Raw genomic sequence first — 22323 nt, forward strand, 5'->3', positions numbered from 1 at the left:
TTCTGCCAGAACGCCCGCCGGCAGCCGAGACCGGGGTGGAGGTGAGCAGGCCATGGCTCCCAAGCCCTACGAGCTGATCCCCTTTCCCCAGCAGCCCCCCAAGCTGGAGCGGCCCGCTGGCCACGCCAAGTTCCATCCCGACAAGTTGCACGGCACCCTCTTTCTCACCCTGACGGTGCAGACCGCTCTCCACATTTCCACCGGCCACCTGGCCTTGGGCAGCGACGTCGGCGTCAACGGGATCCCGGTGCTCAAAACCATGACCACCACCCCCGACGGGCGGCTCAAGATCCAGGGCAGCTCCCTCAAGGGGGCCATCCGGGCCATGTACGAGGCGATCACCAACAGCACCCTTGCAGTGATCACCAGCCGCTACAGAAATCAGATCCCGCCGGAGCGGCACCCCTGCCGCCAGAAGGAGCGGCTGTGTCCTGCCAGCCGCGTTTTTGGCGCCCTCAACTGGCAGGGGCTGGTGGAGTTCAGGGATGCCGTTGCCACTGGCACCGGCTCCGGCGGCGGATCCCTGCCCCCGCTGTACCGTCCCCGCCCCGACCAGCGCAGAGCCTACTTTGAAAACGGCAAGGCGGTTGGGCGCAAGTTTTATTACACGCACCGCAGGGCTTTGCAGAGCCATCAAAAGGGGACGCCCACCCAGCAGGCGGTGCAAAATACGGTTTTCAAAACCCAGATCCACTTCAAAAACCTCACTCCTGCCGAGCTGGGCACCTTGTTCACGGTGTTGGGTCAGGATCCCGCGCATCCGCTGCTGCTGAAGGTGGGGGGCGGCAAGCCTGTAGGACTGGGATCCCTGCAGGTCACCCTGGACAAGATCGAGCGGCCCCGCAACTTGAAAGAGCGCTACAGCCGCTACGATCCCCCACAAGCCGATACCCTAGAAGGAGAAGCCCTCAAAGCCTTTGTGCAAAAGCAGATCCAAGCTGCCCAGGGCTACATCCTGCCCGATCAGCTTCGGCAGTTGGCCGCCATCCTGAGCCCCACCCATCTGCGCGAGCCGCCCACCACCGCCTACTGAGGGTGCCTCTATGCTGTCAGCTCCGGTCGATCTCAGCCCCCAATCTTGGGATCTTGCCCACGGCATCGCCATGACTTTGGCGAAGGAAAGGGTAGATGTCAACGAATTGAGCAAGTGCCTCGCCTACCTCCGCTCGGTGGCCCATCTCCCCGACGCGGGATCCCGTTTCTTCCGATTCACCGGCGAGCTGGTGCGAGAAACTGGCCTCCACCGCAGCAACGAAACCCCACGCTACTACCGACTCATCGACCAAACCTGTAAAAGGTACTTGCAACCTCTGCAGGATAGGCCGGCTGAGATGCTGCAGATCCTGGGCTGGGCCGCCCGCCTGGCCCGCTACTACAAAGATGGGGGAGTGCCGATCGGCGAGATCCCGTCCCCTCCCGATCCCAATGGCGGTCGTCCGACCCATTCCCGCGGCGGCGAGGCCAAGCCCCAGCCAGAGGCACTGCGGCCCAAAGAGCAACCTGAACAAAAGCAGGCTCAGCCCCAAGTTGAAAATGCAGCAGCTTCTACCAAGGCCCGCTTCAAAATTGGGCAACACCTCAAGGCCAGCATCACCAATATCAAGGGCAACGAAGTGACCTTCCAAATCGTGGATACGGATATCAAGCTCACCCAAAAAGAGCCGAAACAGGCCGGATCCCTGGCGGTGGGGCAAGAGGTGGAGGTAGAGGTGCTCGACTTAAGGGGAGATGGTAGAGTTCGCAAAGTAAAGCTGCTCTGATCGCGAAAGGGGACGGAGCCCCTAAAAACTTCGAGAAAGTTAGGGGATAACCCATGCAGACCATCCTCATGACCGTGGGCACCTCTTTGCTCACCAACCCGGACAAAGACCTGCAGCCGCAACGCCCTTGGGTCGGCCAAAAAACCATCGGGGATCCAGAACGGGCCTTGGCCTGGATGAAAAAGACAGAACTGGAGCTGATCAGCGCCGAAACCAACACCTACTACCGGCTGGATCCCACTCCCCAGGATGCCTTGATTTTGCTTTACTCCGAAACCCCTGAGGGGCTGGAGTGTGCCCAGATTTTGAAACTCTTTTTTGAAGAAGCGCTGGGCCAACAACAGGTTTCCCTGGTGCCCCTCCCCGGCGTCAACTACGAGCTAGAGGGATCCTCCCTGGAGCGGATGGCCGAGCTGTTGCAACAGTTGGCGGAGAGCGCCAAAGGGATCGTCACCTTCGCCGCCACCGGGGGCTTCAAAGCCCAGGCCATGATCATGGCCGTGGTGGGCAGCCAATTGGGGATCCCGGTCTGCTACATCCACGAGCAATACAAATCTTTGGTGTATTTGCCCTATCTGCAACCGCAAGTCCAGCCGCGGATCCCGCGGGCGGCTCTCCCCGATTCCGGTCGAGATCGCTCCCAGGTCATCCAATTGCGGAGCGACAGCAGCCATCACCGCCCTCGCAGTTGGGTCAAGGTGGAAAAGCTCCTGCGCGACCTTCCCTGGGTGGATCTGGTTCGCTACGACTCAAATGCCTACGCTGCCCCCAAAAACGGCGTCAAAGCCGCCAACCGCAAAACCGAAGATGGCCGCCACGTTTTGTGGATCCATCTCCACGAAAGCCAGGACACCCACCTCGCCGTCCGGGTAGAGACCACCGGCTACACTCCCGACCACCTGGAGCAGGCTGCCGCCGAGTTGCGGGAGCGCTTGGGTCGTCTGCTCTGATGAATTCCACTTCCCCCGGTTACAACCCTTACCCAGATCCAGGGTCTGGTTTTGGGCGGCAATTTCCCCTTCTCCTCATTTCATTATTTTGGCGCCGCAGGGCCTGAAACCTGTGTCCAGCAAGGGATCGACCAGGTCAACAGAAAAATCAGGGTTTGGGGGCTATCGCCGACCCTGTCGCTGAATTTTCGCTAAAGAATTCCTCGGCCTGGCCGTGGGGAGAGTGCCAAGCATGTTAGAAGTGAATCAAAATGAGATCACGATAGGAGCCTGGTTTGCCTGTCGTCTGTTGTTGTCATAGTGGCTGAATACCATGCTGGATCCCCTTTTGGAAGAGAAAATCCGTGACCAAATCCGCACCCACAAGGTGCTGATCTACATGAAAGGCACCCCAGAGATGCCCCAGTGTGGGTTTTCCTATGCCGCCGTTCGTGTGCTGGAGAGTCTGGGCTTTCCCTACACGGCGATCAACGTGCTCGAGGATCCCGAAATTCGTCAGGGGATCAAAGAGTTTTCCAACTGGCCTACTATCCCGCAGATCTATATTGACGGCGAGTTTGTGGGCGGCTGCGACATCCTGCAAGAGATGCACGCCCGCAACGAGTTGCGCCCTCTGGTCGAGGCGGCTTTTGCCAAGGCAGGCGCCCAACCTTGAGGGCCGCAGGGGATCCCATGCTCACCTCGGATCGCCTGCGACAGCTCTTGGCTGAGAAGCTGCAAGCCCTCTACGTCCACGTGGAGGACGAGTCGCACCGCCATGCTGGCCATGGGGGACGGCAACAGGGATCCGGGGGGCACTACCGCGTGCAGGTGGTGTCGCCCCTGTTTGCCGGCAAAACTCCTCTGCAACGGCATCGCCTGGTGTACGCCGCCCTGGCCGAACAGATGGGTCAGGGCATTCATGCACTGGCGTTGCAAACTTACAGCCCCGAAGAGGTCTCTGCAGAAGGGATCCCTAAGCAGATCGGCTAGCATAGGGGGCAAGATTGCGGCCCTGTTGGGGCAGAGGAGGGAGCATGGCAACTCTGTTGGCCACCTGGCTGATGTCAGCCTTGAGCGTGATGATTTTGGCTTGGCTTTTGCCCGGGATCCACGTCTCTGGGTTTGGGGGTGCTTTGGTGGCAGCTCTGGCCATTGGCCTGGTCAATGGTTTGGTGAGGCCGTTTCTCCGGTTGATTACCCTGCCGATTACAGTTCTTACCCTGGGTTTGTTTTGGCTAATTTTGAACGGCATTTGCCTGGCCATCGCCGACAAGCTGGCCGGGGATGCCTTCAATATCGATAACTTTGGTTGGGCGTTCCTCGGCGCGATAGTACTTTCCGTCGTCAGTGGCTTGGTTCAGCGTGTTTTTGAGCAAGGTGTGCAGAGCTAACTGTTCCGTAGCCATAGAAGGCCAGAGTCGATACTATTTTCTCAGAAAAATTGAGGCAATGCTTTCTCTTCAGTAACCCCTAAAGATCAACCTAGATTCTTAGTTAACAATTGTCCAGAAAAGCTTTTTGAAGGTTTAGGCACCCAGAGGGTTTGCCAGTCCACAGTTTGCTAATGCGAAGGAAATATTGCCAGCAAGCATCTCACAAAAGTTTTTGCATCAGCTTTATCTGAGGCTATTTGTTAGGAGTGCTGAACAAATGGAATCCTTAATCTGCGATTAGGAGCTGATGGGTATGAAGGCGTTGCTGCTCTATCCCCGCTTTCCCAAGTCTTTCTGGTCTTACAATCGCACCATCGAGATGGTGGGGCTAAAAGCGCTGATGCCGCCGCTGGGCCTGATCACCGTTGCCGCTCTGTTGCCCCAGGATTGGGAGATTCGCTTTGTGGATCGCAATGTCGCCCCCGAGACGGAGGCCGATTGGCAGTGGTGCGACCTGGTGATCCTGTCGGCCATGCTGGTGCAGAAGCAAGACTTTCACGCACTCATTCGCAAAGCGGTGCAGTTGGGCAAAAAAGTAGCTGTGGGCGGCCCCTATCCGACTTCTGTGCCCCAAGATGCCCTGGAATCCGGGGCTCACTATTTGGTTTTGGACGAAGGAGAAGAGACCATACCGGCTTTTGTCAAGGCTCTAGAATCTGGGCAAGAAGCGGGCATTTTTCGAGCCACAGAAAAGCCAGACGTCACCCAAAGCCCCCTGCCGAGATTTGACCTGCTGCGCATGGATCAATACTTCATGATGTCGGTGCAATTCTCGCGGGGTTGCCCCTTTAATTGTGAGTTTTGTGACATCATCTCTCTTTATGGGCGCAAGCCGAGAACCAAGGAGCCAAGCCAAATGCTGGCCGAGCTGCAAGCCCTCTACGACCTGGGCTGGCGAGGTTCGATTTTTGTGGTAGATGACAACTTTATCGGCAATCAGCGCAACGTCAAGCGATTTTTACGCGAGCTGATCCCGTGGAGCAAGGAGCATAACTATCCATTTACCTTTATGACAGAGGCTTCTGTCAACCTAGCTGAAGATGAAGAGTTGATGCAGTTGATGGTAGAAGCGGGGTTCTATGCGGTCTTTCTGGGTATTGAGACCCCAGACCAAGACAGCTTACAGATGACTCAAAAGCTACAGAATACCCGCCACCCCCTGGTAGAGGCTTGTCGCAAGATCAACGATGCCGGGCTGTTGATCTACGCCGGGTTTATTCTGGGCTTTGACGGAGAGCGGCCAGGTGCGGGGGAGCGCATCCAGGCTTTTGTCGAGCAGACCGGTATTCCTCAGCCGATGTTGGGGATTTTACAGGCTCTACCCAACACCCAACTGTGGAATCGCCTCAAAAAAGAGCAGCGGTTGCTGGAGGGGATCGGCGTCACCGAGTTTGGGGATCAAAACACGCTGATGAACTTTATTCCCACCCGTTCTCCATCTGAAATTGCCCGGGAATATCTGGAAAGTTTTTGGAAGTTGTATGAGCCGGCGCGATATCTCTCTCGCTGTTTGCAACAGTGCCTGAGTATCGGCACTAAAGTAGGTCGGCAACAAGCAATGCGGCTGCCCCTTCACAAAGGGATCTATCTGCTTCTACAACTCATCTGGCGGCAAGGGATCCTTCATCCCCAAATTCGCGCCCAATTTTGGCAACAGCTATGGACGATCTGGCGCCAGAAACCGAGCCTGCTGAACCTATATCTGGGCCTCTGTGCTGCGGGGGAGCATTTTTGGGAATATCGAGAACTGGCGCGCGCCCGCCTCAGCCAACAACTGGGATACGATCCTTTGCTGGCCAGCTCATCATAATCTCCGGGCGGGGCCGATGCGGCGACGACAGTTGGCGGTGATGGGGCTGGGATCCCTGTGGGCCCTTTGGGGAGGCTCTCTGCAGGCCCAGACTGCTGGAGATTGGTTGGCCGTGGAGCTGTTCAGCCGCTGGGGCGCGGAGCCTTTGACCCAACTGGAGCTGAGCGGCCCCTTTGTCTTGAATCAGCAGCCCTTTCCGGCAGGGATCTGGAAGCTGCAGGTTCGCCGCCAAGCGCTGATTTTGAGCGGGCCGGGCCAGCCCCGTCGCTACTCGGGATCCCTTTGGCTGCAAGGAGGGGGGCTGCGTCCTGCGGCGGGAGAGGAGCGTCGCTACCGTGGCTTGATCCAGATTCGCCCAAGCGGCCCAGAGCGCCTGCACCTGCTGAACTGGGTACAACTGGAAGACTACCTGCTGGCCTTGGTGCCCGGCGAAATGCCCGCCGATTGGCCAGCCGCCGCTTTGCAGGCCCAAGCCATCCTGGCCCGTACCCTGGCCGTTCCCCATCTGCGCCCCGCTCCAAGAAGAGAATGGCCCTCTACCCCGGCAAGGCCATTGCAAGATTCCACCGCCCACCAGTTCTACGGGGGCCTGGCCTATGAGACGGCGGCGACCACGGCTGCGGTGCGGGCAACCCAGGGGCAGATCCTAACCCATGCCGGCCAGCCGGTAGAGGTTCTGTTTCACTCCACCTGTGGCGGCCACACCAGCGCCAACCAAGATATTTTTGCCCCACCCGCCCGTCCCTACCTGCAAGGGGTGAGTTGCGAAGGGTGTCGCGCTTCCCCCTTCTATGGCCCCCACAGTGTCCGGCTCAGCCGACAAGAGTTGGAGCAAGCCCTGGGCAGCGCCGAGTTAGAGATCCTGCAATCGGATCCCTGGGGGCGCCCTCTGCGCATCCGCGTCGGATCTCGGTTATTTACCGGACAGGAGTTTGTGTTGCACCTCGGGCAAACCCTAGGGTGGGGGATCCTGCCCAGCAACCGCTTTACCCTCAAACGCCTCGAGCCAAAGGCCGGCCAGCCGGAATCGTACCTTTTCACCTATCGGGGAGCCGGGCACGGGGTGGGTCTATGTCAGTGGGGAGCCCGCGGCCTGGCCGAACAGGGCTACACAGCGTCGCCCATCCTCAACCACTACTTCCCCGGCACCCAGGTGACACCGTTGAGCTGATGAAACATCTCTCCACAGCGTTATTGCTACGCAACACTGTCGCGAACTCCCCTCTCCCTCTGGGAGAGGGGACGGGGGTGAGGGTGGGAGAGGGGACGGGGGTGAGGGTAGCGGCGCAGATACCGACTCCTTAGATCCACCACAAGCAGGGGATCTGGTGCCATCCCAGCTTGAGAAGCTGTCCTCAGGAAAGAGCTTTGGGAGTGACCTTCAAAATGGTGGAACGGGATCTAGACGGAGCTGAACCATTCGCCTGGGGCTCCTTGGCCATCCCACCGCCGGTGGAAGCTGCTTGTGCTCCGCGCCGCTTCCGCAGGCCAGCCGCCTCGGCCTGCTGGCCTGTAACGCTGGAAGTAGTCTTCGCTTGGGTTTTGCTTGCAGCGGAGTCGGCTTTGCCGGTTGAGCGGCTTTTTTTCTTGCCATCGGCAGCAGAACCTTCTTTTTCGGCCAACACCTGCAGGGCCATTTCCAGGGTGACCGCTTCGGCAGGGAGCTCCTTGGGCAAAGAAGCATTGACCTTGCCGTGTTTGACATACAGCCCGTAGGGGCCGTCGTGCAGATTGACCGGCTCGCCGTCCTCAGGATGGGATCCCAGCTCGCGCAGGGGTTTGGCCGAGCCGCGCCCACGGCCTTTTTTGGGCTGGGCCAGCAGCTCCAGCGCCCGCTCTAGGCTGATGGTCAGCACATCCTCATCGGCGGGCAGAGAACGAAAATCCCCGTCGCAGACCACGTAGGGGCCGAAGCGGCCAATCCCTGCTTGCACCTTTTTCCCCGATTCCGGGTGCTCCCCCAACGTGCGGGGCAGGCTGAGCAACCCCAGGGCAATCTCAGGGGTGACCTGCTCCGGCTTTAGCCCTTTGGGCAGGGAGGTGCGCTTGGGCTTCTTGTTCTCCTCCGACACCTCCCCCAATTGCACATAGGGGCCGTAGGGACCCTGGGGAATCACGTAGACCGGCTCTTGGGTTTCCGGGTGGAAGGTGATGGGCTTGGGGCCCTCCTGTTTGCGCTTGATCAGCTCCGCTACATGTTCGGCGCTGAGATCGGCGGGGGGAATCTCCTCCGGCAGGTTGGCGCGCACCTCTCCCGATTCAGTCTCTACTGCTACATAAGGGCCGTAGGGGCCGATGCCGATCTTGACGGGCAGGTTCTCCAGGTGAATGGAGCGGGCCAGGCCAGAGTCGATTTCCAGCTCGCGCGCCTTCACCTGGCCTTCTAGGCCCTGCTCTCCCAGAAAGAAATGGCGCAAATAGGGCAACCAGTCTGCCTGGCCAGAAGCGATGTCATCGAGGGTTTGCTCCATCTCGGCGGTGAAGCGGGTATTCACCAAGTTGGGAAAGTATTTTTCCAGCAGCTCGGTCACTGCAAAAGCGGTGTAGGTGGGCACGAGGGCATTCCCCATCGACCTCACGTAGCCACGGCTCATGATCGTGTTCAAGATGGTGGCGTAGGTGCTGGGACGGCCAATGCCCTCGCTTTCCAACACCTTGACCAGGGAAGCTTCCGTATAGCGGGCGGGGGGCTGGGTCTCGTGGCCGACGGGTTCGAGCTTCCGGCAGCGGAGGGGATCCCCCTGCCGCAAGCGGGGCAGATGCACCTCCCGATCTTCCAGAGCCGCCTCCGGGTCGTCGGATCCCTCCACATAGGCGCGGAAGAAGCCGGGAAAATCGATGCGCTTGCCGCTGGCCCGAAACACCGCATCGTCCACCGCGATGAGCACGATGGTGTGGGTCTGTCGTGCTTCGGCCATTTGGCTGGCGACGGTGCGCTTCCAGATCAGGTCGTAGAGGGCCAGCTCCTGCCCTGTGAGCGGGGTTTGGCTGGGCAGGCGAAACTCCGACCCGGCGGGACGAATGGCCTCGTGGGCTTCTTGCGCCCCTTTGGTTTTGGTGGTGTACTGGCGCGGTTCGGGGCTGAGGTACTCCTTGCCGTACATCGACTCCACGCAGGCGCGGGCGGCGCGGATGGCCTGTTCCGACAGGTGTACCGAGTCGGTGCGCATGTAGGTGATGTAGCCCTCTTCGTAGAGCTTTTGGGCGATGCGCATCGTCTGCTGGGCGGACAGGTGTAGCTTGCGGTTGGCCTCCTGCTGCAGCGTGGAGGTGGTAAAAGGAGGGGCGGGCTTGCGGGTGGAGGGGCGCTCTTCGACCGAGCTGACGACCCAAGCTTTCCCCAGCAGGCGATCCCGTAGGGCCTCGGCCTGGGCTTGATCCAACAGCACCACATCCCGCCCGGCCATGAGCTGCCCGGTGCTGGGATCGAAGTCTTGCCCGCCGGCCAGGCGCTTGCCGGCCAGGCTCACCAGCTCTGCTGGAAAGACGCTCTGCCGCTCCTGCGGGGAAGTGCTCGGTTGCAGCTCCGCCTTCAGATCCCAGTAGGAGGCTTTTTTGAAGGCGCGCCGCTCCCGCTCCCGATCCACCAAGAGCTTGACCGCCACCGACTGCACCCGCCCTGCTGAGAGTTTGGGGGCAATTTTTTTCCACAGCAGCGGCGACAGGGTGTAGCCCACCAGGCGATCCAAGATGCGGCGGGTCTCCTGGGCACGCACCAGTTGCTCGTCCACCTGGCGGCAGTTTTGCAGCGCCTCTTGAATGGCCTCGCGGGTGATCTCGTGAAACACCATGCGGCGGGTGGGCACCTTGGGTTGCAGCACCTGTTGCAAATGCCAGCTAATGCTTTCCCCTTCGCGATCCTCGTCGGTGGCCAGGATCAGCTCGTCGGCTTTCTTGAGGGCTTCCTTCAGTTCCTTGACCACTTTCTTCTTGTCTTTGGGGATCACGTAGAGGGGCTCGAAGTCGGCGTGGACATTGACCCCCAGGCGGCTCCACTCTTCACCCTTCAATTCTTCTGGGATTTCAGATGCCGAATCGGGGAGATCCCGCACATGTCCCATCGAGGCCTGAACTTCGTACCCTGCGGGCAAGAATCCACGGATGGTGCGGGCTTTGGTGGGAGATTCGACAATGACCAGCTTAGGCATGATGATGTTGTTGTTGGCAGCAATTGGCTGAGGTTGCCAGGGCCAGCGTACACCACAAGAGGTGCTTAAAATAGATGGCCTGCTTCTCTGGAGCCTAGCAAGTCTATCTGCGCTTGACTAGCGGTCATCGGCGATTGATTCCAGGGATCTGCCCCCACCTGGCTCTTTGTACGACCATGAAACTGCATCATTTTTCCATTCGCACTGCCGATATTTTCCGCTCCATCGCCTTTTACGAGGGGCTGGGCTTGGCTGTGGAAGAACGCTTCACTGCCGGGATCACGTTGGCCTGCTGGATGCGTGGTCCCTGGGGGCGCCTAGAGCTGATGCAGGTGCCCCAGCCCCAGCCGGCTCCCGATCCCTTTGGGGATCCCCACTATGTGGGCTACTACCATCCCTCTTTGGAGATCGGCCCTGAATGGGGATCCCTGGCCGGCTATTTAGAACATCTACAAGCGCAAGTCCCCCTTACCCTGCTGCTCCCGCCCCAGCTCCAGCAGATCGGCCATCAAACTTATGAGGTAGCCTTCATCGCCGATCCCGATGGCCTGCCGATTGAGTTGCTGCGTTTGCAGGGATCCCCGGAATCCCAGCAGTTGGGCAAGGAAGGCTGTTGAATTTGCCGTTGGGTGGGATCCTGCAATTGGGCCTGAAGCTAAGCTGGTAAGGCCTGTGGGGAACTTGAGCAAGGATGGGTTGGCTTGTTTACTGAACTGGCGATGAAAGCTCAGCTTCCGGTTACCGTCTTGACGGGCTTTTTGGGCAGTGGTAAGACCACCCTGCTCAAGCGCATCCTGCAGGAAAAGCATGGGCTGCGCATTGGGGTTATTCTCAACGAGTTTGGCGAAATTTCCATCGATGGCGAGCTGGTCAACCTGCCCGAAGAGGGGCTGATGCAGCTGAGTAATGGTTGCCTCTGTTGCACGGTGCGGGCAGATTTTGAACGGGCAGCCCGAGAGCTGCTGCAGCAGGCCCAGGCGTTGGACTACCTGGTGGTGGAAACCAGCGGGGTGGCGGATCCCAGGCAGGTGACGGAGCTGTTTGTGCAAGAGACTTTTCATGAGGACTTGCGCCTCGATGGCGTGGTGACCCTGGTGGATGGGGCCGAATACTGGCACAACTTCCGGCGCTCGCAAACCGCCGCCCACCAGATCAGCAGTGCTGACATCCTGCTGCTCAACAAGGTGGACTTGATCACCCCTATCGAACAAGAGCAGATCCTTGCCGATCTGCGCCGCTACAACCCCGATGCCCCTTGCCTGCTCACCACCCATGCCCAAGTCCCCCTGACCCGCATTTTGGATGTGCATGCCTTCCGTCCAGAAGGGTGGGATCCCAAACTTCCCGATTTGGAAGCCGAGGCCCACCCTAGCCATCACCTCGCAGAAGACGGGATCCAATCGGTGAGCTTTCAACTGCAGCAGCCGCTGGATTTGATGGCTTTTCGCGACTGGCTACAAGACTTGCCGGAGACGATTTTTCGCGCCAAAGGGGTGCTGTGGGTTGTGGACGAGCCGCAGCGGGTTATCTTTCATCAGGTAGGCCAGCGGCAAACCCTCTTCTTGGAACGGGACTGGGATGTGGAAGAGCCTCGCCTGTCCAAAATTGTGTTGATCGGCAAAGGGCTAGAGCGAGAACAGTTGGCTGCCGACCTCAGCCGGGTCGCCGCTGGTTAGGGATCCTCGTCATGGCTATTTTTTCAGTTCGTGGATGGGGTGAATTGGGATGGCTCGCAGCAAGCTTTCGGAGCAAGAACAACAGCAAATTGTCAGCGCCTACCGCGGCTCAGCAGCGACCGCCGTCGAATTGGCCGAGCAATTTCAAGTGAGCGTCACCACCATCACCCGCGTGTTGAAGGAAAATATCGCTGCCGATGAGTACCAGCGGTTGATTCAGCTCAAACGCTCGGCTGCCCGCCGCAAAGACATAGAGGAAAAAGTGGCCGTTGGCCAGATCGCAGCTTTGGAGCAGCAGCTCTTGCCGCTGTCTCCATCTGGGGATCCCCCCGCAGCCGCCACACCCCCCAATGGTGAAGAGCCGAACACAAACGACGCACCCATCGGCGGGATAGAAGAGTCTTTGCCAGAACTGCAGTTGGCGGCTGAGCTTCAGGAAGATCTAGAGGATATCGACGACGAGGAGGAAACCGAAGAAGACAGTGACCTCGAAGACGAGGACGACTCCGACTATTTCCCAGAAGACGAGCCGGAAGCAGACCACCTCGCCGATCCCGGCTATCAAGTTCAGGTGTTACCCCTGGAAGAGCTCACCCCGCCGGAAACCTGTTATGTCGTTGTTGACCGCTACCAGGAGCTGACCACTCGCCCCCTCAAGGAATTCTTTGGCCCCGGATCTGTGCCCGTCGAAGGGATCGATAACGCCAATACGCTGCCCATTTTCGACAACCACAAGGTGGCCCGTCGCTTTTCCGAAATGAGCCGCCGCGGCAGCAACACCTACCCCCCCTATCGGGTGATCCAGTTTCCCGGCTACATTCTGGACATTGTGCGCACCCAATTGCAAAAAAAAGGCATCACCCATCTGCTCGTAGATGGGCAGATCTACAGCCTATAGGTCAGTTGGGCGGCAATCGCTCTCAACAGGTGGGTTTGGTCGATGGGCTTGGTTAGGTAGGCGTCAGAGCCGAGCCGTAGCCCTTGTTCAATGGCTTCTTGGGAGGTTTTGGAGGAGAGAAAGACGAAGGGGATGTGGGCCGTGGACTGATCCCATCGCAAGGCATCTAACACGCCATAGCCGTTCAGCTTGGGCATGACCACATCGCACAACACCAAATCCGGCATAAGCGCGCGCACCATCTGTAGGCCTTCCTCGCCATCGGTGGCCGCCACCGTGTCGTACCCAGCCCGCTGCAACACCTTCTGCAGATAGGTGCGGATAGAGGGTTCGTCTTCAATCACCAAGATGCGTTTGGACATGTGGCTTCGTAGACAAGCAAACGATAGTCTCCCCCAACCTGTCGGGCTGGCTGTCAGCTTCAACCGAGAGCCCAGTTGATGCGGGAACGGACAGAGAAGCTATAAAGGCAGCATAGGAAAACTCTGAGGAAAAAAACTCCGCCAAATGGCTCATTCTGGCACCCCAACCCTCTGCAGAAATCCTGATACGGTGCAGAACCTCCTTCCTCATCCGCAGATTTGCGCTTATGGTCATTATCAAATAGCAATGAAACGTTTCTCTCCGTCTATCCCTAACTCCCCTCTCCCTCTGGGAGAGGGGCAGGGGGTGAGGGCTGGGAGAGGGGCAGGGGGTGAGGGCTGGGAGAGGGGCAGGGAGGGGCCTATTCCGAGGTCAGTTGTCGCTCCATCAGCCTGGCCAGGGCGGCAGTGGGAGTGGTCTGCCCCTGCAGCAACCGGTGAACCTCTTGGGTAATGGGCACCGGGATCCCGTGTTGGGCGGCGATCTTGACCACAACAGGGGCGGTGTAAACCCCTTCGGCGGTGCCCTCGATGGCGGCCAAAACCTGGGACAAAGGACTACCCTGGCCCAATCCGTAGCCCACCCGGTAGTTGCGGCTCAGAGGGCTGTGGCAGGTGGCCAGCAGATCTCCCAGCCCCGACAGGCCGTTGAAGGTCTCAGGTCGCGCCCCCAGCTTGGATCCCACCCGGATCATCTCTGCCAGGCCGCGGGTGACCAGAGCCGCACGGGCATTGGCCCCCAGTTGCAAGCCGTCACACACTCCAACAGCGATGGCGATAACATTTTTCAAGGTGCCCCCCAGCTCCACCCCCAAGGGATCGCTGCTGGTGTAGAGGCGAAACCGTTCCGAAGCCAGGGCCTGTTGTACCTGCATAGCTGCCCAGGGTTCCCGGCTGGCCACCACTGCCGCTGCCGGCAAGCCCTGACGGATTTCCGCCGCAAGGTTGGGCCCTGAAAGCACCACCAGGGGCTGCTCTGGGAAAGTGGCCCCCCAAATTTGGGCAGGGGTCAGAAGCTGCAGCGGATCCAGCCCTTTGGTGGCCGAGACCACAATCGCTTGGGGAGGGATCCCCACCTGGCGCACCGCTTCCACCACAGGGCGCACCCCCGCCATGGAGACTGCCGAGATGAGCATTTGGGATCCCGGTAGCACTTCTTCGAGATCCAGACCCTTGCGCCGATCCCAAACCTGCACCCGGTGCCCTTGGGCTTGGGCCAGCAGAGCCAGTGTGCTTCCCCAGGCTCCCGCCCCCAGAATGGCGATGCTCTGGGGAGAGGTCGGGCGTTGGACTTCTGTCTTCATCGCGCCTCTCCAGCCGTAGCCTCTCTCCTAGGGTGCCTCTGGCTAACCCCTCTAAAAAAGTCTTCACCGTTGGGAGGAAGAGCAAGGGCAAAGGTTAGTATGGGTGGATACCAAATCATGGGTTCAGAATCGAGAACAAAGGAGATGACAGAAGCAGGGATCCAACGCCTTCCTGCTGAGGTGGCTGCCAAGATGGGGAGTTGGCGGCACGGCTATGCCCTGACCAATGGCATTCAACTGCACTATGTCACCCAGGGGGAAGGGGAGCTGGCGATCTTGTTACACGGTTTCCCGGAGTTTTGGTACTCCTGGCGCCACCAGATCCCGGTGTTGGCGCAGCGATTTCGCGTGGTGGCCCCTGACCTGCGCGGCTACAACGACTCCGACAAACCGGATCACGGCTACGACCTGGATACCCTCACCGAGGATGTCCGCGGCCTGTTGCATCACTTTGGGGCCCAGAAGGCGGTGGTCGTGGCCCACGACTGGGGGGGAGCCATTGCCTGGCACTGGGCGCAATTTTTCCCGCACGAGATCCGCAAGCTGGCCGTTCTCAATTCTCCCCACCCAGCCTGCTTTCGGCGGGAGTTCTTGAGCAACTTGGATCAACTGCGGCGCAGCTGGTATCTGTTCTTTTTTCAGTTGCCTTGGCTGCCAGAGTGGGTGCTGCAGTGGGATTTGGGAGATTGGGTGCGGCGCATTTTCCAAGAAACCTCGGTGCGCAAAAGCGCCTTCACCCGCCACGATCTGCAGCTCTACCAAGAGGCCCTCGCCAAACCCAAGGTGCTCACCTCTGCCCTCAACTACTACCGCCAGCTTTTTAACCTGCCCACCTTGCAGAACCTGTTTTTGCAGCCCATGCGGCAGATCCTCGCCCCCACCCTGCTCATCTGGGGCGAAGAAGACTTTGCCCTCAGCCGCGAGCTGACCGAGGGGATGGATCCCTTTTTCCCCAACGGCCTGCGCAAGGAGTACATCCCCGAATGCGGCCACTGGGCACAGCAAGAGGCGCCGCAAACCGTGAATCGACTGCTGATGGAGTTTCTCTAGCCAGCGGGGGAATGGCCGGGCTGGGGATCCGCCCTTTACCATCTCCAAGGGTTCACCCTAGAATAATCCACTGAATTCTACGGGAGAACCGGCATGGCCCTGGAGTATCCATCCCACCTGCGCTACGTGGACACCCACGAGTACATCCATGTCGAGGATGATATTGCGGTGATCGGGATCACGGCTTATGCCGTCGATCAGCTTGGGGACATCGTTTTCGTCGGCCTGCCCGAAGAAGGCACCGAGATTGAAAAAGGCGAGAGCTTTGGCTCGGTCGAGTCGGTCAAGGCGGTCGAAGATCTCTATGCCCCCCTGTCGGGAGAAGTGGTGGCCGTCAATACGGCAGTGGTGGATAGCCCGGAGAGCATTGCCGACGATCCCTATGGCGATGGCTGGCTGATCAAGGTGCGCATCGCCAACCCCGAAGATCTCGAAGACACCATGAGCGCTGAAGCCTACGCCAGCCTGGTAGAGGGATCCTAAATTGCAACGGCTTGAGCTATCGGAAAATCTCTCGGTCGCCGCCCTCAGCCTTAGCCCGGTAGAGAGCCTTGTCGGCAGCAGCCAGCAGACTTTGCAGGTCGGCTCTTTCTCCCAGCTCCAGCAGAGAGGCGATGCCTACGCTGCAGCTCAGGTGGGTGGTCTCCGCCCCTACCTGCACCGACAGCAACTGGACGGCCCGCCGCAAGCGCTCTTTTAACCCCAAGATTTGGGGGTTCGGGATCCCGCGTACCAAGAGGGCAAATTCATCGCCCCCCAGCCGGGCCAGCAGATCCTCGCGACGAACTTGGGCCTGCAATTGTCGTGCCACCCGGATCAAGGTTTGATCCCCAACCCAGTGCCCCCAGCGATCGTTGATTTGCTTGAACCCATCCAAGTCCAGATAGAGCACGTGGAGGGGAATGTGATGGCGAAGCGCAAAAGGGATCTCCAGCTCCAGTTGCTCCAGGAAAAAACGGCGGTTGTGCAAGCCGGTCAGCGGGTCGTAGAGGGCGGCAGTGGCCATTTGCGAAAAGAACGCTGCTTCTGCCGCGTCGTAGTGGGCAAACTTGAGGGTGGTGGCCCCCACTTGAATGCGATCTCCATCTTTCAGAAGAATGCGGCTGATGCGTTTGCCGTTGACGTAGGTACCGTTGAGGCTCTCGAGGTCGGTGAGAACATACCCCTCGCCTTCTCTCTCCAGCCGACAGTGCCGCCGGGAGACGGCGTGGTCGGATAGCTGAATATCTGCTTGGTGGCTGCGCCCCAAAACTCCCCCACTTGCCATAGGAAAGGTCATGCCCACATTGGCACCGCTGATCACCGTCAGAAAGGCCGCAGTCGGCTCGGCCTGGGAGCCGCGCTCGTAGGGGGGGATCCGAGTGGTTGGTTCCTCTGGCATCGGAAAGAGAGGATCTGGAGGCATGGCCCGTTGTAACTTGTATAAAAGTTAAGTTAGCAACAACTCCTGTTTATATCCGTATTATGCTGGTTGGCCCGCGGGCCTGTTTGTGCCTGGGAGGTACATAAGAGTTGTCTTGCCAGTTCTGATCTGAAGGGTTGCCGAGGCAGCCTAGAATGGGGCTGGGATCCTTAATCCAGGAGAAGCGGGGCATGACAAGACCCAATTCTGCCCACCTGTTGACCCCAGATTTTCGCCTCAGCCTGTCGGTGCTGGCCTTGGCAGTGCCGTTGTTTTGGCTTTCTTTTTGGGCGGGGCTGGGGGTGGGCCTGTTTGGCCTGTTTTTGATGGTGCAGACCTCTTTGATTGGGCTGGCCTTTACCAGGACGGCGCTGCAGGTCTACAGCGGCCCCAAACGCATCCGCGAGTTCCCCTATAGCGAGTGGCAGGATTGGCAAATTTTCTGGCCGCCGCTGCCGGTTTTGTTCTTTTTCCGAGAAACCCAGAGCATTCATTTTTTGCCGATGCTGTTTAACCCTGCCGAGCTGAAAATGTGCCTGGAAGAGCGGTTGGGCCATCTCCACCCACGACGAAAGTCTCATGGCTCCCGCCAATGATTGGCTCTGCCGTGTGGGTTTGGCGGCAGGCAGGGAGATGGCGCTGGCTGGAGTGTCAGCTTTTGGCAGAGTGGCCTCACGCTTTTGGCTCTCGCCAAGGTCATCCTTATCCCCCGTCCCAGTTGGCCGCTCGGCTGCAATTGCCTCCTGAACGGGCCACGTGGGGCCATCAGGTGCACGGCTGCAACTGGATTTGGGCAGATGAGAGCACGGAAACCCTCAGGCAAAAAAGACCCGGTCAAGGGATCTCTACCCATTCTCAGGCGGATGCAGTCATTGCCCGCCGCCAAGGGGATTCTGCCTGGGTATGCACCGCTGACTGTGTGCCGATTTTGCTGGCCAGTCGAGGATGGGTGGCGGCCGTTCATGCCGGCTGGAGAGGAACTGCTGGGGGGATTTTGTCCAAGGTGCTGCGGGAGTTTCTCCGGGCGGGGATCCCTGCTGCCGCGATTCGCGTTGCCATCGGGCCTTCTATTTCGGGGTCGGTCTATCAGGTGTCAGAAGAAGTGGCCGAGCAGGTGCTGAAAAGCCTGCCTCTGGGGCTGGACACCCGCGCCGCCCTGTTGCCGGATCCTCTGCCCGGCAAAGTTCGTTTGGATCTGCGCTGGGTCAATTGTGCCCAAGCCCAAGCCCAAGGGATCCCCTCTGAACAGATTGCCGTCAGCCCCCATTGCACCCTCAGCCAACCCCAAGATTTCTTTTCCTACCGCCGCGATGGATCCCTGAAGGATGAGCAGGGCCGTCATTGCGTGCAGTGGTCGGGCATTGGCCTGCGGTTGTCAGCATGCTCCAGTCGGCTCTGCCCAGAAGACTCGGAACAACAGTGGCTATAATTGCGCTCAAGACAGAGCCCTATAGCCTCTTACTAACCGGCGAGGATCCCATGTTTCGTAGTGCCGCCCTTTGCGGATTGTCTGGGATGGTCTTGGCTCTCACGCTCGTTTCGACTCAAGGGGCAAGAGCCCAAACCTCTCTGACCGGCATCAACCGTGACAGCGTACTGCAGCTGAACCTTGGGTCGGGACGCAGCCGCCCTCGGGCCCCTGTGAGCGGTTCAGGTTCTGAGGAAGGCCGGGATCCCGCTGCTCCCTCGCCGCAGATGTGGGCTGAATGGCATATTCGCGCCAATGTCTGTACCGGCAACCTATCTACAGAAGAGTTGGCGGAGCTGTTTCCATTGGTCAACCAAGCTCTGGTGGATGCCGTCTGCCAGGGAGGAAGTTAAGAGGAAGTTAAAGATCGCCCAGGTTGGCAGTAAGGTAAAGAAGGAGCCTCTAGGTCGCTGCTGCATGGATTTTGAGAAGCTATTGGAGGAATGGGTGGCAGCCTTCACCCAAGCGGCGGAAGAAAGCCTCGCCGCTTTGGAAACAGCCCTGACAGAACTGACGGAACACCTGGCCGTGCCTCTCCAAGAAACCCTGCGGCAGTGGGAAGCGCTCTGGAATCTGGAGGAGGAACTGGAGCCAGAACCTTGCGAGGAAACCTTCAACCCTTCTGTGGGCGAATCTTTCAGCAGCAGCCGTTTCTTCGTCAGCCCGATAGGATTTGGTGGCCTGGTTGTTTATACCTACGTGGCTTCGCCGCCCGACTCCATCGGGGATCCCACCTGTCGCTACAATGCCCATTCTCCAGAGTTGCGCTGTGCCGTCAATCCGCACGGCCCCTGTGAAGGTTGCCCCCACTACGAGCCCCGGAACGTGAGCCCTGGAATGAGTCGCGATGAAGGGTGACCGCCTGATTGTTGCCCTGGATACCTCTTCTTGGGAGCAGGCTGTGGGGTGGGTGGACGCTTTGCCGCAGGTGCTGTGGTGGAAGGTGGGCCTGGAGTTGTTCTCTGCTACGGGTTCCTCTATCCTCCAGGCTCTCAAGGAAAGGGGCAAGCGCATTTTTCTGGATTTGAAGCTGCACGACATTCCCCACACGGTGGGACGGGCTACGGAGGTGGCCGTCGGCTATGGGGTGGATCTGCTCACCGTCCATGCTTGCGGTGGCAGTGCTATGTTGCGGGCAGCCGTGGCCGCCGCCCAGGGCAGTTCCTGTCGGCTGTTGGCAGTGACCCTCTTAACCAGCCTCGGCCCCGACCAGGTGCGGCAGGAGCTGGGCATTGAACGGGATCCTGGCGACTACGTTTTACAATTGGCCCGACTGGCCCTGGATCAAGGTGTGAAGGGGCTGGTCTGCTCCCCGCAGGAAGTGGGGCGGCTGCGCCAGGCTTTGGGGCCGGAGGTTCTGCTGGTTACTCCAGGGATCCGTCTGAGCGACGCCATGGGGGATGGTGGGGATGATCAACAGCGCATCTGCACGCCCGACCAAGCTCTGCGGGCAGGAGCCGACTACCTGGTGGTGGGTCGCCCCATCATTGCTGCTCCGGATCCGGTGGCGGCCTTGCGGCGCTTCCAAGCCTTGTGGGATGCTTCTGGGTGAGAAGGTTGAGGGATTCGCCCGCTGTTGGCTAAGTGGTGCTGTGAGGCAACGACGCCATAGGCCACCTGTCCAGTCTGCTAACGCGAACGGCAGGGGGTGTTGGCTGGGAGTGGGTTTATCGGTGGCTTTGGGCCTGTGCAGCCTTCCTGCCGCCCCGGCCAGCGGAGAAGCCTGTCTGGCTGCTCCTCAGGTTTGGGCTGAGGCTCTAACGGAGCAGTTGCCTCTGTTCCTCAATCTGGCCTTGAGCCGCTCCCGCTCTGAGTTTCAGGTTGTGCTTGTGGGGAAGCCGGAGGTTGAAATGCTCCCTCCTCAGGAGCTGGCTCAGGTTTTCTCGGACACCACAACAGCTGCAGAGGCTTTTCGACTGTATTTCACCACGTTGGAGCGCCGCTTGGTCTTGCCCCAACACCCCCAGGACAACCCCTTGGCCGGTCGGCGCAGCGAAACCCTGCAACTGGCCTACGAGGCCTATGTGCTGCGGGCTAGGTCTGGGGATCCCTGGCAGTTGGTGCGTCTGCAGGTAACCGGAGCGGGGATCCCGATTCGCGATGTAACCGAGGGGCTCACCGCTCAGGCCATCCGTCGCTGGCAGCAGTCGGGTTGCCCCTTGACGGGCGATCTAGAGTTGACTAGACCTTCTCTGTAGGCGGGGAGTTTTGCAAGGCACACAAGGACACTTTCTCCTCCCAGAGGGAGAGGCATTGGATGTTCTGCTGCTGGTCGAATGACCATTCCGTTCAGGAACACAATAGGGCATACCTATGAAGTTTCCCCCCGCCAAACCTCGCCAGGGCAAACGGCTGCCCCGCGGCTCATTTTCCCGACTGCGGTCGTCCAACACGGACAAACATCGCCGCCGACGTCTGGTCGGTTTTGGTTGCATAGGCCACTGGCTGCTTTGGGGCGGGATGGGCCTGCTCTTGGGACAGCGGCTCCGCTCCTGGGGGCAACCGTCTCCGCTGCAGTGGTGGCGCGTTGTGCCCGTGAGCGGCTCTGAGGGATCCTTGCCATCCGGTCAGCCGGAACTGCCCCTCTACCACTGGTTTGCGGATGGCCTAGTGCCCTGGCTGGCTCAGGGAACGGGGATCCCGGCTGGAGAGCTGTTGCGGATCTTCTCGGTCATGGCTTGTTTGGCCATCCTGCTGTTGTGCTGGAGCTGGGGCAACTTCTGGAGTGCCGGGCTGTGGGGACTCAGCCCCTGGGTGCTGACCCAAGGGTTGGAGCCGGGCAGCGAGATTTTGAGCACCTGGGTGTGGCTGTGCAGTTGCGGCGTTGGGCCGGGATCTGCCTTGCGCCGGTGGGGTCTGGCCCTAGCTTGTGCCCTGTCCTATAAGATTTGGCCCTTGGCTTTGCTCTGGGCGGGGCTGTGGACGAGCCAGCAGTGGTCGCGGCAGCCGCTGCGTTCGCGAGGGGCACTTTGGCTGCTTTTGCTGCTGCTGGTGATGGCCCTTTCTTGGCTGGGACGGGTCGATCTACCGGCTGATCCTTCTGCAAGGGTTGCCTATCGCCTCAGCTCCCAAGGTGGCTTGGCCGTTTTGGCGACTTTGATGCTGCCCTTGGGGTTGAGCTTGGTGCGGTTGGGCTGGCCCTGGGCGGAACGGCAACAAGCCTTGCTCAGCTTGGCCGGCCTGGGCCATGTCCTCTGGATGGGGATGCTGGCGACGTGGTTTTGGGATCCCCAAGTGAACAGCCTGCAGCAAAGTGCTCGCTGGGGATTGGTGGGGCTCCCCTTCCTGTGCCTGAGCGCCGGCGGCGTCTTGGCGGAGATCCCCTACCGGGGCTGGCGGCGGGTTTTGGGATCCCTGCTGCTGGGCAGTTCTTTCTTGTTATCGTGGCAATCATTGGCCTAGGCTAGTCTGCATTTTTCTTTTTGTCTTGCCTGCTATGACCCAGACCTCATCATCGCTACGCGACGCTTTTGCGAACGCAGCAGCTCAGCCTCTGTTGCAGACCCTGTTTGCCCAACGGGCGCAGGCTTTGATCCCCCCGCCTTTTGGCGCGGAGATCTAGGGGCGGTGCCGGTGGTGAGCAGTTCTGCCTTTGGACTCGCGTTTGTTTCCCAAGACCGACTTGGCACGGGCCACGGCGGAGGTGTTGGCAGAGGATGGGGACAATGCCCTCAATTATGGCGGCACGTTTGCCGGGTTGATTGAGGTGGTGCTGCAGTTGATGCCGGCTAGAGGGGTGGAGGCCCAACTGGAAAACCTGCTGATCGGCCATCGCTCTGGGCAGATCCTCGGCCTCTTGCCCCAGGTCTTTGTGGAGCCGGGGGATGTGGTGATCGTGGAGGGGCCCACCTTCATGGGGGCGGTCAGCCGTTTTGCGGCGTTTCGCGCTGGCGGGACGGAGTCCTTTGTGATTGCGCTTTTGGGGGCCGCTGTAAACCGACCTAGGGGTTCGTGGTTGGCTTGCCAACTGCAGGGCTACCATTCGCGTCAGCGGCGCGGAGCGCTAAAACCTCACCCGCCTATGCGGTGGGGTAGTTTATGAGGCTACACCTATCAAGGCATAGCTCTCCCCGATCCGGA

General features: G+C 59.7%; 26 protein-coding genes. 22 read left to right on the forward strand and 4 right to left on the reverse strand.

From position 1 onward, the window contains the following. Positions 1-52 precede the first annotated feature (52 nt). From NW851_RS02770 to NW851_RS02805, 8 genes are all read left to right on the forward strand, one after another. Entirely contained in the window at positions 53-1033 is a 981-nt protein-coding gene (locus tag NW851_RS02770; RefSeq protein WP_414336952.1) for an RAMP superfamily CRISPR-associated protein, read from the forward strand. A gap of 10 nt (positions 1034-1043) precedes the next feature. Further along, positions 1044-1760: a hypothetical protein gene (locus NW851_RS02775; protein ID WP_414334143.1), complete on the forward strand. Its 717-nt coding sequence runs from the start codon at positions 1044-1046 to the stop codon at positions 1758-1760. A gap of 53 nt (positions 1761-1813) precedes the next feature. Then, positions 1814-2710 (forward strand): putative CRISPR-associated protein, encoded by an 897-nt coding sequence (locus NW851_RS02780; RefSeq protein WP_414334144.1) that lies wholly within the window; start codon positions 1814-1816, stop codon positions 2708-2710. A gap of 316 nt (positions 2711-3026) precedes the next feature. Beyond that, positions 3027-3365 carry a Grx4 family monothiol glutaredoxin gene (grxD, locus tag NW851_RS02785; protein WP_414334165.1) on the forward strand — a complete coding sequence of 113 codons (339 nt, stop codon included), beginning with the start codon at positions 3027-3029 and terminating at the stop codon, positions 3363-3365. 17 nt (positions 3366-3382) lie between these two features. Next, positions 3383-3682, forward strand: coding sequence for a BolA family protein (locus NW851_RS02790; protein ID WP_414334146.1), 300 nt, complete (start codon positions 3383-3385; stop codon positions 3680-3682). 44 nt (positions 3683-3726) lie between these two features. Further along, positions 3727-4083, forward strand: a complete 357-nt coding sequence (locus NW851_RS02795; RefSeq protein WP_414334147.1) for a phage holin family protein — start codon at positions 3727-3729, stop codon at positions 4081-4083. A gap of 295 nt (positions 4084-4378) precedes the next feature. Next, positions 4379-5935: a B12-binding domain-containing radical SAM protein gene (locus NW851_RS02800; RefSeq protein ID WP_414334149.1), complete on the forward strand. Its 1557-nt coding sequence runs from the start codon at positions 4379-4381 to the stop codon at positions 5933-5935. Positions 5936-5951: 16 nt separating this feature from the next. Continuing rightward, positions 5952-7106, forward strand: a complete 1155-nt coding sequence (locus tag NW851_RS02805) for a SpoIID/LytB domain-containing protein (protein WP_414334150.1) — start codon at positions 5952-5954, stop codon at positions 7104-7106. Between the two features lie 184 nt (positions 7107-7290). On the opposite strand, the gene topA is transcribed toward NW851_RS02805, so the two are convergent. Next, positions 7291-10083, reverse strand: a complete 2793-nt coding sequence (topA, locus tag NW851_RS02810; RefSeq protein WP_414336955.1) for a type I DNA topoisomerase — start codon at positions 10081-10083, stop codon at positions 7291-7293. A gap of 176 nt (positions 10084-10259) precedes the next feature. Between topA and NW851_RS02815 the strand changes: the two genes are divergently transcribed. The 3 genes from NW851_RS02815 (at position 10260) to NW851_RS02825 (ending at position 12657) form a co-directional block, all read left to right on the forward strand. After that, positions 10260-10700, forward strand: a complete 441-nt coding sequence (locus NW851_RS02815; RefSeq protein ID WP_414334153.1) for a VOC family protein — start codon at positions 10260-10262, stop codon at positions 10698-10700. An 84-nt stretch (positions 10701-10784) separates the two neighbouring features. Beyond that, positions 10785-11759 carry a CobW family GTP-binding protein gene (locus NW851_RS02820; protein WP_414334155.1) on the forward strand — a complete coding sequence of 325 codons (975 nt, stop codon included), beginning with the start codon at positions 10785-10787 and terminating at the stop codon, positions 11757-11759. 49 nt (positions 11760-11808) lie between these two features. Next, complete coding sequence (locus tag NW851_RS02825) at positions 11809-12657, forward strand: hypothetical protein (protein WP_414334157.1); 849 nt, start codon at positions 11809-11811, stop codon at positions 12655-12657. Here the strand turns inward: NW851_RS02825 and NW851_RS02830 are convergent. Both NW851_RS02830 and NW851_RS02835 read right to left on the reverse strand, forming a co-directional pair. After that, positions 12645-13019 carry a response regulator gene (locus tag NW851_RS02830; protein WP_414336958.1) on the reverse strand — a complete coding sequence of 125 codons (375 nt, stop codon included), beginning with the start codon at positions 13017-13019 and terminating at the stop codon, positions 12645-12647. The two genes, NW851_RS02825 and NW851_RS02830, sit on opposite strands and share 13 nt — an antisense overlap. 362 nt (positions 13020-13381) lie before the next feature. Beyond that, the gene (locus NW851_RS02835) at positions 13382-14323 is read right to left on the reverse strand and encodes an NAD(P)H-dependent glycerol-3-phosphate dehydrogenase (protein ID WP_414334160.1); all 942 of its coding nucleotides are present in this window, start codon (positions 14321-14323) and stop codon (positions 13382-13384) included. A 144-nt stretch (positions 14324-14467) separates the two neighbouring features. Here NW851_RS02835 and NW851_RS02840 point away from each other — a divergent pair, with 144 nt between their 5' ends. Then, positions 14468-15373, forward strand: a complete 906-nt coding sequence (locus NW851_RS02840) for an alpha/beta fold hydrolase (RefSeq protein ID WP_414334162.1) — start codon at positions 14468-14470, stop codon at positions 15371-15373. A gap of 93 nt (positions 15374-15466) precedes the next feature. Further along, the gene (gene gcvH / locus NW851_RS02845; RefSeq protein ID WP_414336960.1) at positions 15467-15856 is read left to right on the forward strand and encodes a glycine cleavage system protein GcvH; all 390 of its coding nucleotides are present in this window, start codon (positions 15467-15469) and stop codon (positions 15854-15856) included. A gap of 16 nt (positions 15857-15872) precedes the next feature. On the opposite strand, the gene NW851_RS02850 is transcribed toward gcvH, so the two are convergent. Then, entirely contained in the window at positions 15873-16754 is an 882-nt protein-coding gene (locus tag NW851_RS02850; RefSeq protein ID WP_414336962.1) for a diguanylate cyclase domain-containing protein, read from the reverse strand. Between the two features lie 212 nt (positions 16755-16966). Here NW851_RS02850 and NW851_RS02855 point away from each other — a divergent pair, with 212 nt between their 5' ends. The 9 genes from NW851_RS02855 to NW851_RS02895 all read left to right on the forward strand — a co-directional run bounded on the left by NW851_RS02855 (position 16967) and on the right by NW851_RS02895 (position 22285). After that, on the forward strand, positions 16967-17371 hold the full coding sequence (locus tag NW851_RS02855; RefSeq protein ID WP_414335610.1) for a DUF3119 family protein: 405 nt from the start codon (positions 16967-16969) through the stop codon (positions 17369-17371). After that, positions 17368-18204 carry a peptidoglycan editing factor PgeF gene (gene pgeF / locus NW851_RS02860; protein ID WP_414336965.1) on the forward strand — a complete coding sequence of 279 codons (837 nt, stop codon included), beginning with the start codon at positions 17368-17370 and terminating at the stop codon, positions 18202-18204. The genes NW851_RS02855 and pgeF overlap by 4 nt, the downstream gene beginning before the upstream one ends. Positions 18205-18416: 212 nt before the next feature. After that, positions 18417-18596 (forward strand): hypothetical protein, encoded by a 180-nt coding sequence (locus tag NW851_RS02865; RefSeq protein WP_414336967.1) that lies wholly within the window; start codon positions 18417-18419, stop codon positions 18594-18596. Positions 18597-18660: 64 nt separating this feature from the next. Then, on the forward strand, positions 18661-19101 hold the full coding sequence (locus tag NW851_RS02870) for a DUF6464 family protein (RefSeq protein ID WP_414335615.1): 441 nt from the start codon (positions 18661-18663) through the stop codon (positions 19099-19101). Then, a complete protein-coding gene (gene pyrF, locus NW851_RS02875; protein ID WP_414336969.1) occupies positions 19091-19795 on the forward strand; it encodes an orotidine-5'-phosphate decarboxylase in 705 nt (234 codons plus the stop codon). The genes NW851_RS02870 and pyrF overlap by 11 nt, the downstream gene beginning before the upstream one ends. Positions 19796-19916: 121 nt before the next feature. After that, positions 19917-20441, forward strand: a complete 525-nt coding sequence (locus NW851_RS02880) for a hypothetical protein (protein ID WP_414335619.1) — start codon at positions 19917-19919, stop codon at positions 20439-20441. A gap of 262 nt (positions 20442-20703) precedes the next feature. After that, positions 20704-21645: a hypothetical protein gene (locus tag NW851_RS02885; RefSeq protein WP_414335620.1), complete on the forward strand. Its 942-nt coding sequence runs from the start codon at positions 20704-20706 to the stop codon at positions 21643-21645. Positions 21646-21679: 34 nt separating this feature from the next. Continuing rightward, positions 21680-21805 (forward strand): hypothetical protein, encoded by a 126-nt coding sequence (locus tag NW851_RS02890; protein WP_414336972.1) that lies wholly within the window; start codon positions 21680-21682, stop codon positions 21803-21805. 30 nt (positions 21806-21835) lie between these two features. Next, complete coding sequence (locus tag NW851_RS02895; protein WP_414335629.1) at positions 21836-22285, forward strand: hypothetical protein; 450 nt, start codon at positions 21836-21838, stop codon at positions 22283-22285. The last annotated feature ends 38 nt before the right edge of the window (positions 22286-22323 follow it).

This window comes from Synechococcus sp. H55.7 (assembly GCF_047462395.1).
GTDB lineage: Bacteria > Cyanobacteriota > Cyanobacteriia > Thermostichales > Thermostichaceae > Thermostichus.

Coding starts and splice junctions, on each gene's coding strand:
- NW851_RS02885 (WP_414335620.1), top strand. CDS start 20,704: ATGGGCCTGCTCTTGGGACAGCGGCTCCGCTCCTGGGGGCAACCGTCT.
- NW851_RS02840 (WP_414334162.1), top strand. CDS start 14,468: ATGACAGAAGCAGGGATCCAACGCCTTCCTGCTGAGGTGGCTGCCAAG.
- NW851_RS02855 (WP_414335610.1), top strand. CDS start 16,967: ATGACAAGACCCAATTCTGCCCACCTGTTGACCCCAGATTTTCGCCTC.
- NW851_RS02890 (WP_414336972.1), top strand. CDS start 21,680: ATGACCCAGACCTCATCATCGCTACGCGACGCTTTTGCGAACGCAGCA.
- NW851_RS02835 (WP_414334160.1), bottom strand. CDS start 14,323: ATGAAGACAGAAGTCCAACGCCCGACCTCTCCCCAGAGCATCGCCATT.
- NW851_RS02770 (WP_414336952.1), top strand. CDS start 53: ATGGCTCCCAAGCCCTACGAGCTGATCCCCTTTCCCCAGCAGCCCCCC.
- topA (WP_414336955.1), bottom strand. CDS start 10,083: ATGCCTAAGCTGGTCATTGTCGAATCTCCCACCAAAGCCCGCACCATC.
- NW851_RS02790 (WP_414334146.1), top strand. CDS start 3,383: ATGCTCACCTCGGATCGCCTGCGACAGCTCTTGGCTGAGAAGCTGCAA.
- NW851_RS02805 (WP_414334150.1), top strand. CDS start 5,952: ATGCGGCGACGACAGTTGGCGGTGATGGGGCTGGGATCCCTGTGGGCC.
- NW851_RS02780 (WP_414334144.1), top strand. CDS start 1,814: ATGCAGACCATCCTCATGACCGTGGGCACCTCTTTGCTCACCAACCCG.
- NW851_RS02870 (WP_414335615.1), top strand. CDS start 18,661: ATGGATTTTGAGAAGCTATTGGAGGAATGGGTGGCAGCCTTCACCCAA.
- NW851_RS02830 (WP_414336958.1), bottom strand. CDS start 13,019: ATGTCCAAACGCATCTTGGTGATTGAAGACGAACCCTCTATCCGCACC.
- NW851_RS02825 (WP_414334157.1), top strand. CDS start 11,809: ATGGCTCGCAGCAAGCTTTCGGAGCAAGAACAACAGCAAATTGTCAGC.
- NW851_RS02795 (WP_414334147.1), top strand. CDS start 3,727: ATGGCAACTCTGTTGGCCACCTGGCTGATGTCAGCCTTGAGCGTGATG.
- NW851_RS02850 (WP_414336962.1), bottom strand. CDS start 16,754: ATGCCAGAGGAACCAACCACTCGGATCCCCCCCTACGAGCGCGGCTCC.
- NW851_RS02800 (WP_414334149.1), top strand. CDS start 4,379: ATGAAGGCGTTGCTGCTCTATCCCCGCTTTCCCAAGTCTTTCTGGTCT.
- gcvH (WP_414336960.1), top strand. CDS start 15,467: ATGGCCCTGGAGTATCCATCCCACCTGCGCTACGTGGACACCCACGAG.
- NW851_RS02775 (WP_414334143.1), top strand. CDS start 1,044: ATGCTGTCAGCTCCGGTCGATCTCAGCCCCCAATCTTGGGATCTTGCC.
- NW851_RS02815 (WP_414334153.1), top strand. CDS start 10,260: ATGAAACTGCATCATTTTTCCATTCGCACTGCCGATATTTTCCGCTCC.
- pgeF (WP_414336965.1), top strand. CDS start 17,368: ATGATTGGCTCTGCCGTGTGGGTTTGGCGGCAGGCAGGGAGATGGCGC.
- pyrF (WP_414336969.1), top strand. CDS start 19,091: ATGAAGGGTGACCGCCTGATTGTTGCCCTGGATACCTCTTCTTGGGAG.